The organism is Streptomyces sp. NPDC002845, assembly GCF_053591955.1.
The window spans coordinates 44,808-56,800 of the sequence record NZ_JBSFUU010000039.1 but is presented as its reverse complement, the minus strand read 5'-3'; the positions used below and the strand labels follow the sequence as shown (position 1 = coordinate 56,800).

The window sequence follows — 11,993 nt, the reverse complement described above, 5'->3', positions numbered from 1 at the left end:
ACTCCCCACGCCCGAGCCCTCCCGCTCGAAGGCCCCGAAGGTGACGGTGCACAGTGACTGACGGCACGCTGAACGACGACAAGCTCCGCGACTACCTCAAGCGGGTCGCGGCCGACCTGCACCGCACCCGGCGGCGGCTGCAGGAAGTGGAGGCCCAGCAGCAGGAACCCGTGGCCATCGTCGGCATGAGCTGCCGCTACCCGGGCGGAGTCGAGTCCCCGGAGGAGCTGTGGCAGCTCGTCGCCTCCGGCACGGACGCCGTCTCCGGCTTCCCCGCAGACCGCGGCTGGGACCTCGGCGCCCTGCACGACCCCACCCGGGAGCGCCCCGGAACGACGTTCGCCGCCGAAGGCGGGTTCCTCACCGGCGCCGCCGACTTCGACCCCGGCTTCTTCGGCATCTCGCCCCGCGAGGCGCTCGCCATGGACCCGCAGCAGCGGCTGCTCCTGGAGACCACCTGGGAGGCCTTCGAACGCGCGGGTCTCGACCCGGGCGGGCTGCGCGGCAGCGACACCGGGGTCTTCGTCGGCGTGATGTACCAGGACTACGCCCTGCGACTGCGCCAGGTCCCCGACGACATCCAGGGGTACATCGGCAACGGCAACTCCGACAGCGTCGCCTCCGGCCGGCTCTCCTACACCTTCGGCCTGGAGGGCCCGGCGGTGACGGTGGACACTGCATGCTCGTCCTCGCTGGTCGCCCTCCATCTGGCCGCCCAGGCCCTGCGTCGGCGGGAGTGCGGGCTGGCGCTGGCCGGCGGCGCCATGATCATGTCGACGCCGGTGCCGTTCGTCGAGATGAGCCGGCAGGGCGGGCTCGCCGCCGACGGCCGCTGCAAGTCCTTCGCCGCCGGGGCCGACGGCACCGGCTGGGGCGAGGGCGTCGGCATCTTGCTCCTCGAACGCCTCTCGGACGCCCGTCGCAACGGCCACCCCGTTCTCGCCCTGGTACGCGGCACCGCCGTGAACCAGGACGGCGCGAGCAGCCGCCTCACCGCCCCCAACGGGCCCGCCCAGCAGCGGGTCATCCGGCGGGCGCTGGCCGACGCCGGGCTCGCCCCCGCCGAGGTCGACGTGGTCGAGGCGCACGGCACCGGCACCCCGCTCGGCGACCCCATCGAGGCGCAGGCGCTTCTCGCCACCTACGGCCAGGACCGGCCCGCGGACCGGCCCCTGCTGCTCGGCTCGCTGAAGTCCAACATGGGCCACACCCAGGCCGCGGCAGGCGTCGGCGGCATCATCAAGATGGTCATGGCGATGCGGCACGGCACCGTGCCGCCCACGCTGCACGCCGAGCAGCCCACCCCCACGGTCGACTGGTCCTCCGGCGCCGTGGAACTGGTCACCGAGGCCGTGCCCTGGCCGGAGACCGGCGCCCCGCGCCGGGCGTCCGTGTCGTCCTTCGGTATCAGTGGCACCAATGGGCACGTCGTTCTCGAACAGGCGGGGCCCGAGACCGATTTGCCCGGCCAGGACTCCCATGAGGACGGCCACTCGTCCGACCGGGCAGCCGACGGCGAGGCCGACTCGTCCGGCGAGGCCCTCCACGGCGAGGCCGACGAGACCGGCGCCCCCGGCCTTCCGACGGCCCTGCCGTGGCCGGTCTCCGCCCGCAGCCGCGAGGCCCTGCGGGCCCAGGCCCGCCGCCTCGCCGCCCACCTCGACGAGCACCCCGGACAGCGGCCCCTCGACGTCGGCCATGCCCTGGCCACGACCCGGGCCGCCCTCGAACACCGCGCCGTCGTGATCGCCGCCGACGAGGACGGGCTCATGCGCGGCCTGCGGGCCCTGGCCGAGGACACCCCCGAGCCCGGACTGCTGCGCGGGACCGGCGCCCCCGGCGGCGACACCGCCTTCGTCTTCCCCGGTCAGGGATCGCAGTGGACCGGCATGGCCGCCGGGCTGCTGGACTCCGCCCCGGTCTTCGCGGAGCGGATCGCCGACTGCGAACGCGCCCTGGCCCCCTACACCGACTGGTCCCTGACCGACGTACTGCGCGACGCCCCCGACACCCCGCCGCTCGACCGGGTCGACGTCGTCCAGCCCGCGCTGTGGGCCGTGATGGTCTCGCTGGCCGCGCTCTGGCGGTCGTACGGCGTCGAGCCGTCCGCCGTCGCCGGGCACAGCCAGGGCGAGATCGCCGCCGCCGTGGTCGCCGGAGCCCTGTCTCTGGAGGACGGCGCCAAGGTCGTCGCGCTGCGCAGCAAGGCCATCGTCGCGCTGGCCGGGGCCGGTGGCATGGCGTCCGTACCCCTGCCCGTCAACGAGGTCCGCGCCCTGCTGACCGCCTGGGACGGCCGGCTGTCCGTCGCGGCCGTCAACGGGCCCGCATCGGTGGTCGTCTCCGGCGACCAGCCGGCGCTGGACGAGCTGATCGACCAACTCACCACCCGCGACCTCAGGGTTCGGCGGATCCCCGTGGACTACGCCTCGCACAGCGCCCACGTAGAGCGCATCCACGACGAACTGCTCCGGCTGCTGGCCGGCATCCGCCCCCGCCCCTCGGACATCCCCTTCTACTCCACCGTCACCGCCGAGCCTCTCGACACCACCGGCCTGGACGCCGACTACTGGTACCGGAATCTGCGCCAGACGGTCGAGTTCGAACAGGCCACCCGCGCCGTGCTGGCCGCCGGACACCACATCCTCGTCGAGATCAGCCCCCACCCGGTGCTCACCGTTCCGATGGAGGAGACCGTCAGGGCGGCCGGGGCCGAGGAGGCCGTGGTCACCGGCACGCTGCGCCGCGACGACGGCGGCCGGGACAGGTTCCTCGCCGCCGTCGGCGAGCTGTACGTGCACGGCGCACGCGTCGACTGGCGGGCCGCCTACGCCGGGTGGCGCACCCGCCGGGCCGAGCTGCCCACCTACGCGTTCCAGCGGCGCCGGTACTGGCTGGAGGACTCCGCCGCGCCCCAGGGCGACATGGCCTCGGCCGGGCTCGCCGCCGCCGACCACCCGCTGCTCGGCGCGGTCGTCGCCCTCGCCGACGGGGACGGCCTGCTCCTCACCGGCCGCCTCTCCACCCGCACCCACCCCTGGCTCGCCGACCACGCGGTCCGCGACGCCGCCCTGCTGCCCGGCACCGCCTTCCTGGAACTGGCGGTCCGGGCCGGCGACCAGGTCGGCTGCGGCCAGGTCGAGGAACTCACCCTGGAGGCCCCGCTCGTACTGCCCCCGGAGGGCGGCGTCGCCGTACAACTCTCCGTCGGCGCCCCGGACCGGGACGGGCGACGCCCGCTGAGCCTGCACGCCCGCCCGGAAGGCACGGACGACGTGCCGTGGACGTGCCATGCGCGCGGGTTGCTGGTTCCCGTCGCTGAGACGGAGTCAGGCGAGTCGGTCGTGTGGCCGCCGGCGCGCGCGGTTCCGGTGGAACTGGACGGGTTGTACGAGCGGTTCGCGGAGGGCGGGTTCGGGTACGGGCCGGCGTTCCAGGGGCTGCGTGCGGTGTGGCGGCTGGGGGAGGAGGTGTACGCGGAGGCGAGCCTGCCGTCCGAGCAGCAGGCCGATGCCGCGCGGTTCGGGCTGCATCCCGCCCTCCTCGACGGCGCCCTGCACGCGACCGGCCTCGGTGAGTCCGCCGAGGGCCGGATGCCGTTCGCCTGGACCGGGGCCGTCCTGCACGCGCAGGGCGCGACCGGTCTGCGTGTGCGGATCACCCCCGCCGGACCGGACACGGTGTCGCTACGGGCGTTCGACCCGGCCGGAGGGCCCGTCCTGACCGTCGCGGGCCTCGCCCTGCGGCCGGTCGCCGCGGGGAACTTCACGGCCCCGGGCGCCGGACGCCACCACGATTCCCTCTTCCGCCTCGACTGGACGCCCGTCCGCCCGGTGCTGCCCGGCCCCGCGTCGGCCTCCTGGGCGATCCTGGACTCCGTCGCGGCGCCGGGCGTCGGCCAACTCGCCCCGAACACCCCGGAGCCCACCCGCTACCCCCATCTCGCCGCACTGCGCGACGCCCTCGACGCCGACGTACCCGTGCCGGAGTTCGTGCTGGCCGACCTCGGCGCGGCCCCGGCCGCCGCCCCGGACGATCAGGCCGACGGGCTCGCCGACACCACCCGCACCGCCGTGCACGACGCCCTCGCCCTCGTCCAGGACTGGCTCGCCGACGACCGGTTCACCGGGGCACGGCTCGTCCTGGTCACCCGGGGCGCGATCGCGGCCGGCCCCGCCGAGGACGTACCGAACCTGCCGCACAGCGCGGTGTGGGGGCTGGTGCGCTCCGCCCAGACCGAACACCCGGACCGCTTCCACCTCGTCGACCTCGACCCGGCTGCCGACCCAGCCGCAGCTCCGTCGGCCGCCCTCGCCGCCGTACTCACTGCCACCGGCGAGACGCAGTTCGCGGTGCGCGGCACCCAGGTCCTCGTGCCGAGACTGGCCAGGATCCCCGTACAGGACGACGCGGCGCCGACGTTGGACCCCGACGGCACCGTCCTGATCACCGGTGGCACCGGTCTGCTCGGCGCCCGCGTCGCCCGTCACCTCGTCACCGAACACGGAGTACGGCATCTGCTGCTGACCAGCCGCAGTGGCCCGGACGCCCCCGGCGCGGACGGGCTGCGCGACGAACTGGCCGCGCTCGGCGCCGAGGTGAGCGTCGTCGCCTGCGACGCGGCCGACGCCGAGCGGCTCGCCGAGGTCCTGGCCGACGTACCCGCCAGCCACCCACTGACGGCCGTGGTGCACGCCGCCGGTGTGCTCGACGACGGGGTGGTCTCCTCGCTCACCCCCGAGCGGATCGACGCCGTCCTGCGGCCCAAGACCGACGCGGCGCTCAACCTGCACCGGCTCACCGCCGACGCGGACCTCGCGGCCTTCGTGCTCTTCTCCTCCGCCGCCGGCACCTTCGGCGGCCCCGGGCAGGGCAACTACGCCGCCGCCAACGCCTTCCTGGACGCCCTGGCCCACCACCGTCGGGCACAGGGCCTGGCCGGGCGGTCCATCGCCTGGACGTTGTGGGAGCAGCGCAGTGCCATGACCGGCCACCTCGGTGACGACGAGGTCCGCCGCATCGCCCGCTCGGGCCTGCCGCCCCTCACCGACCGGCAGGGCCTCGCCCTCCTCGACACCGCGCTCACCGTGGACGAACCGCTGCTGGTGGCCCTCCGGCTGGACACCGCCGCGCTGCGCGCCCGAGCCGCGAGCGAACCCGTGCCCCGCCTGTTGCACGGTGTCGTCCGGCTGCCTGCCCGCCGGCAGGTCGCCCTCGCCGCAGCCGCCGACGACGGCGAGCGGAGCCCCCTGGCGGAGCGGCTCGCCGCCCTGGACGCCTCCGGCCGCCGCCGCGAACTGCTCGATCTGGTCCGCGGTCAGGTCGCCGCCGTGCTCGGCCACCCGTCACCCGAGGCCGTCGAGGCCGGACGAGCCTTCCGGGACCTCGGCTTCGACTCGCTGGCCGCCGTCGACCTGCGCAACCGCCTGGGCAACGCCACCGGGCTGCGGCTGCCTGCCACCCTCGTTTTCGACCACCCGACTCCCGAGGTCCTCGCGGCGCACCTCGGCGGCGAACTGCTGGGCGCGGACCCCGGCCGACGGGAGGCCGCCGTCCCGGCCACCACCGGCGGCGCGGCGACCGACGAGGACCCGATCGCGGTCGTCGCCATGGGCTGCCGCTACCCCGGCGGCGTCCGCTCGCCCGAGGACCTGTGGGACCTGGTCTCCTCCGGCACCGACGGCATCGCCGCCTTCCCTGCCGACCGGGGCTGGGACCTGGACGCCCTCTACGACCCCGACACCGAACGCCACGGCACGTCGTACGCGCGGGAGGGTGGCTTCCTGTACGACGCGGGGGAGTTCGACGCGGGCTTCTTCGGGATCTCCCCGCGTGAGGCCCTCGCGATGGACCCGCAGCAGCGGCTGCTGCTCGAGACCTCCTGGGAGACGCTGGAACGCGCGGGCATCGACCCGGCGACGCTGCGCGGCAGCGCGACCGGAGTCTTCGTCGGCGTGATGCACCAGGACTACGCCGCCCGGCTCCTGCCCCACATCCCCGAGGAGGTCGAGGGCTTCCTCGGCGCCGGCAACTCGGGCAGCGTCGTGTCCGGCCGCGTCAGCTACGTCCTGGGCCTGGAGGGCCCGGCGGTGACGGTCGACACGGCGTGCTCGTCCTCGCTGGTCGCCCTGCATCTCGCGGTGCGCGCGCTGCGCTCCGGCGAGTGCTCCCTCGCCCTGGCCGGTGGCGTCACCGTCATGTCCAGCCCCGAACTGTTCGTCGAGTTCAGCCGCCAGCGCGGCCTGGCCTCCGACGGCCGCTCCAAGCCCTTCGCCGCGGCCGCCGACGGAGTCGGCTTCGGCGAGGGCGTGGGGATGGTGCTCCTGGAGCGCCTCTCCGACGCGCGCCGCAACGGTCACCGGGTGCTGGCGGTGGTGCGTGGGTCTGCGGTGAATCAGGACGGGGCGAGCAATGGGCTGACGGCACCCAACGGTCCTTCGCAGCAGCGGGTGATCCGTGCGGCGCTGGCCGACGCCCGGCTGTCGCCTGGTGAGGTCGACGTCGTCGAGGCGCACGGTACGGGGACCCGGCTCGGGGACCCGATCGAGGCGCAGGCGGTCCTGGCCACGTACGGCCAGGACCGCGAAGAGCCGCTGTGGCTGGGGTCGTTGAAGTCGAACATCGGGCACACCTCGGCGGCCGCCGGGGTGGGTGGTGTGATCAAGATGGTGGAGGCGATGCGGCACGGGGTGCTGCCCCGGACGCTGCACGTGGACGAGCCGACGCCGCAGGTCGACTGGTCTGCGGGTGCGGTGGAGCTGCTGACCGAGGAGCGTTCCTGGCCCGCCGACCCCGACCGCCCCCGCCGCGCCGGAGTCTCCTCGTTCGGCATGAGTGGCACCAACGCCCACCTGGTGCTGGAGCACATCGACGAGGACATCGCGGAGCCGGAGCCCGCGCCCGCCGCTGAAGGACGGGCCGTCCCCTGGGTGTTTTCCGGCCACACCCCCGAAGCACTGCGCACCCAAGCCGAACGGCTCGCCGACCACGCGGACGCCCACCCCGACCACAGCGCCGCCGCCATCGGTCTCGCCCTCGCCACCACCCGCAGCCGGCACGACCACCGCGCCGTCCTGGTCGGCGACCGCGAGAACCTGACCGCCGGCCTGCGGGCCCTGACCGCCGACGCACCCCTCGCCTCCGTGGCCCAGGGCACCGCGACCGCCGTCGGGCGCACCGTGTTCGTCTTCCCCGGCCAGGGCGCCCAGTGGACCGGCATGGCGCTCGCCCTGCTCGACTCCTCGCCGGTCTTCGCCGACCGCATGGCCGCATGCGAACGCGCCCTCGCCCCCCACGTGGACTGGTCCCTGACCGGGGTCCTGGCATCCGCCACGGATCTGGAACGGGTCGACGTGGTCCAGCCCGCGCTCTGGGCCGTCATGGTCTCGCTGGCCGAGACCTGGCGGTCGTACGGTGTCGAGCCGGACGCCGTCCTCGGCCACTCGCAGGGCGAGATCGCCGCTGCCGTGGTGGCCGGGGCCCTGTCCTTGGAGGATGGCGCCAAGGTCGTCGCCCTGCGCAGCAAGCTGCTGCGCGCGGTCGCCGGGCACGGCGGCATGGCCTCGGTGGCGCTGCCCGCCGACCGCACCCGCGAACTGCTGGCCCGCTGGGGTGAGAAGATCTCGGTCGCCGCGGTGAACGGTCCGTGCTCCACCGTGGTCGCCGGCGAGACCGTGGCTCTGGCGGAACTCCTTGCCTCCTGCGAGACGGACGGCGTACGCGCCCGGCGCATCGAAGTCGACTATGCGTCCCACTCCGCCGGGATGGACCCCCTCCGGGCGGAACTGCTCGACGCCTTGTCCGGTATCAGCCCCACCGCGGCCGGCACCCGGATGTTCTCCACACTCGAGGCCGACTGGATCGAAGGGCCCGAACTCACCGCCGACTACTGGTTCCGTAACTTGCGCAACACCGTCGAGTTCGAGCCCGCCGTGCGGGCCCTGGCCGGCGCCGGATTCACCACATTCGTCGAGACGAGCCCGCACCCCGTGCTGGCCCCGGCCGTTCAGGAGGTGCTGGAGGACACCGCGTCCACGGGCGTGGTCGTCGGCTCCCTGCGCCGCGACGACGGAGGAGAGGACAGGCTACTGCTCTCGCTGGGCGAGGCCCACGTTCAAGGCGTGCCCGTCGACTGGCCCGCGGCCCTCCGTGGCGGCGCAGGCACGGGATTCCGGCCTGTGGGCCCGGTGTCTCGGCGGGTGGACCTCCCCACGTACGCCTTCCAGCGCACCCGCTACTGGCTCGACGCCCCGGTCCGCACCGGAGACGTGGCCGCCGCCGGGCTGGGTGCCACGGACCACCCGCTGCTGGGTGCCGCCGTCGACCTGGCCGACTCCGGGGAGCAAGTCCTCACCGGGCGGCTGTCGCACAGGACCCACCCATGGCTCGCCGACCACGTCGTCTCCGGGACGAACCTGCTGCCCGGCACCGCCTTCCTGGAACTCGCCCTGCGCGCCGCCGACGAGGCCGGCAGCGCCCTGGTCGACGAACTGATCCTGCAGTCCCCGCTGGTCCTCCCCGAGCGGGACGCCGTCCACGTCCAGCTGCGCGTCGGACCGCCCGACGACAGCGGCAGGCGACCCCTCGGCCTGTACTCCCGGGCCGAGACGGACCCCGGCGCGGACTGGACCCCGCACGCCACCGGAACCCTGGCCCCCGGCGACCGTGCCGACGGCCCGCCCGCGTCCGCCGCCTGGCCGCCGGCCGGTACCGAGCCGGTCGAACTGGACGGCGTGTACGACCGTTTCACCGAGGCCGGATACCTCTACGGCCCCGCCTTCCAGGGGCTGCGCGCCGCCTGGCGCAACGGCACCGACGTCTACGCCGAGATCGCGCTCGAACGACAGTCGGACAGCGGCGGTTACCTCGTCCACCCGGCCCTGCTGGACGGCGCCCTCCAGGCGTCCGCCCTGCTCGACGACCGGCCCGGCCCGGCGCGGCTGCCCTTCTCCTGGAACGGCGTCACCGCCTACGCCGCCGGGGCCGCCGCACTGCGGATCCGGATCGGCCCGGCCGGGCCCGACGCGGTGAGCCTGGACGCCTGGGACCCGACCGGGCAGCCGGTCCTGTCCGCCGAGTCACTGGTACTGCGCCCGCTGGCCCCGGACCTGCTCGCCGCAGCCGTGGCAGGGCGGGACGGGCTGTACCGCCTGGACTGGACACCGGCCCCCGGTGGCGCCGAAACCACCGCCCCGCTCACCGGCTGGGCGCACTTCGACGCCCCCGACCCGGACGCGCCCACGGCGGTCGTCTGGACCTGCCCCACCGCCCCCGGCCCCGACGAGGCCGCCCGTATCCGGGACACCGCAGCCGCCACCCTCGACGTCGTACGGCAGTGGCCGGCGGACGCCCGCTCCGGCGACGCACCCCTCGTGGTCGTCACCCGGCACGCGGTCGCGACCGGGCCCGGCGGACACCCGGCCGACCCGGCGCAGGCCGCCGCCTGGGGGCTGGTCCGGGCCGCCCAGACCGAGCACCCGGACCGTTTCGTCCTGCTGGACCTGGACGACACCGGCGAGTCGGCGGACGCACTGCCCCGCATGCTCGGCTGGGCCCTCGCCGCAGGGGAACCGCAGCTCGCCGTACGCGCGGGGAACCCGCTCGTACCCCGGCTGGCCCGGGCCGGCCGGCCCGGGACGCTGACGCCGCCGCCCGGCGAATCGGCCTGGCGGCTGGACGCCACCGGCGACGGAAGCCTGGACGGCCTCGCGCTCGTGCCCTCACCGGAGGCGAGTGCCCCGCTGGCCCCCGGCGAGGTCCGGGTGGCTGTCCGCGCAGCCGGCCTGAACTTCCGGGACATCGCGGTCAGCCTCGGCCTCGCCCCCGACCAGCGGGTGCTCGGCAGCGAAGGGGCCGGCACCGTCCTGGAGACCGGCCCCGGGGTGACCGATCTCGCCCCTGGCGACCGTGTGTTCGGTGTCTTCGGCGGCGCCTTCGGCCCCGTCGCGGTCGCTGACCGGCGCACCCTGGCCCCGATACCGCCCGGCTGGTCCTACGCTCAGGCCGCCGCGGTGCCCATCGCCTTCCTCACCGCCCACTACGGCCTGTTCGACCTCGGTGGCCTGACGGCGGGGGAGACGGTCGTGGTGCACTCCGCGGCCGGTGGCGTCGGCATGGCCGCCGTCCAGCTCGCCCGGCACGCCGGGGCCGAGGTGTACGGCACCGCGAGCCCCGGCAAGTGGGACGTCCTGCGCGGCCTCGGCCTCGACGACGCGCACATCGCCTCCTCCCGCACCCTCGACTTCGCCGACCGCTTCCTCGACGCGACCGACGGGCGCGGCGCCGATGTCGTACTGGACTGCCTGGCACGGGAGTTCGTGGACGCCTCCCTGCGGCTGCTGCCGCGCGGCGGGCGGTTCCTGGAGATGGGCAAGACCGACATCCGCGACGCCGACACCGTGGCCGCCGCGCATCCCGGGGTCCGCTACCGGGCGTACGACCTGGCGGAGGCGGGCCTGGAGCGCATCGCGGAGATGCTCGACCTGATCCTCGACCTGTTCCGGCAGGGCACCCTCACCCCGCTGCCGCTCACCTGCTGGGACGTGCGGCGGGCCCCCGAGGCGTTCCGGTACGTCGGCCAGGCCCGGCACACCGGCAAGAACGTGCTGCTGCCGCCCGCCTCCCCGAACCCCGACGGCACCGTCCTGATCACCGGTGGCACCGGCACCCTCGGCCGTCTGGTGGCCCGTCACCTCGTCACCGAACACGGGATGCGGCAGCTGCTGCTGACCAGCCGCAGTGGCCCGGACGCCCCCGGCGCGGACGAGCTGTGTGCCGAACTGGCCGTGCTCGGCGCGGAGGTGAGCGTCGCCGCCTGCGACGCCGCCGACCGCGACCGGCTCGCCGAGGTCCTGGCCGACGTGCCCCCCGAGCACCCGCTGACGGCCGTGGTCCACGCCGCCGGCGTGCTCGACGACGCCGTGGTCTCCTCCCTCACCGCCGACCAGTTGGAACGCGTACTGCGCCCGAAGACGGACGCGGCGCTCAACCTGCACGAGCTGACCCGGGACCACGACCTGGCCGCGTTCGTGATGTTCTCCTCCGCCGCCGCCCTGCTCGGCGGTGGAGGCCAGGCCAACTACGCGGCCGCCAACGCGGCCCTGGACGCGCTCGCCGAGCGCCGCCGTGCCGAGGGCCTGCCGGGCCTCTCGATCGGCTGGGGCATGTGGGAGGAGCGCAGCGGCATGACCGGCCATCTCGGCGAGGTGGACCTGCGTCGGATGAACCGCAGCGGTGTCACCCCGCTGACCTCCGTGGAAGGGCTGGCGCTGTTCGACGCGGCCCTCCTCTCGGAGGACGCCTACCTGCTGGCCGCGCGACTGGACACCGCCGCGTTGCGTGCCGGCAGCGGACAGGACGTCCCGGCGCTGCTGAGCGGCCTGGTCCGGGCGCCGCGCCGACGGGCCGCCGCGGCGGACGGCGCCGGCGGCGGGGAGGCCTCCGGCCTCGCGGACCGGCTCGCCCGGCTGTCCGAGGCGGACGCCCACCGCGTGCTGCTGGACCTGGTCCGCAGTCACGCCGCGGCCGTCCTCGGCCACCCCTCGCCCGAACTGGTCCAGCCCACCCGGGCGTTCAAGGAACTCGGCTTCGACTCCCTCACCGGCGTGGAGCTGCGCAACCGGCTGTCGTCCGCGACCGGCGTACGGCTGCCCGCGGGCATGGTCTTCGACCACCCGACCCCCGAAGTACTGGCCCGCCACCTCGCCACCACCACCGGCCGGCGCCGCTCGGCCGCGACTCCCGCGCCACTCGCGGAGCTGGACCGGTTCGCGGAACTGGTCGCCGGCCTGGCGCCGGACGCCCCCGACCGCGACCGGCTCTCCCAGCGGCTGCGCGAGGTGCTGGCCCGACTGGAAGCCACCGAACCCGCCGGACACAACGGCGGCCAGGTCACCACGGACCGCATCGAGTCTGCCACGCACGACGAAATATTCGACCTCATCGACAACCAGCTGGGCATCTCGTGACGCCCCGGATTCATGCCGTTCCAGGAG

The 11,993-nt window shown here is 75.2% G+C and carries 1 protein-coding gene; it reads left to right on the top strand.

Features of this window, described 5'->3' with window-relative positions; all coding sequences use genetic code 11:
- Nucleotides 1–53: 53 nt before the first annotated feature.
- A complete protein-coding gene (locus ACWD3C_RS26780) occupies nt 54–11,966 on the top strand; it encodes an SDR family NAD(P)-dependent oxidoreductase (protein ID WP_451148152.1) in 11,913 nt (3,970 codons plus the stop codon).
- The last annotated feature ends 27 nt before the right edge of the window (nt 11,967–11,993 follow it).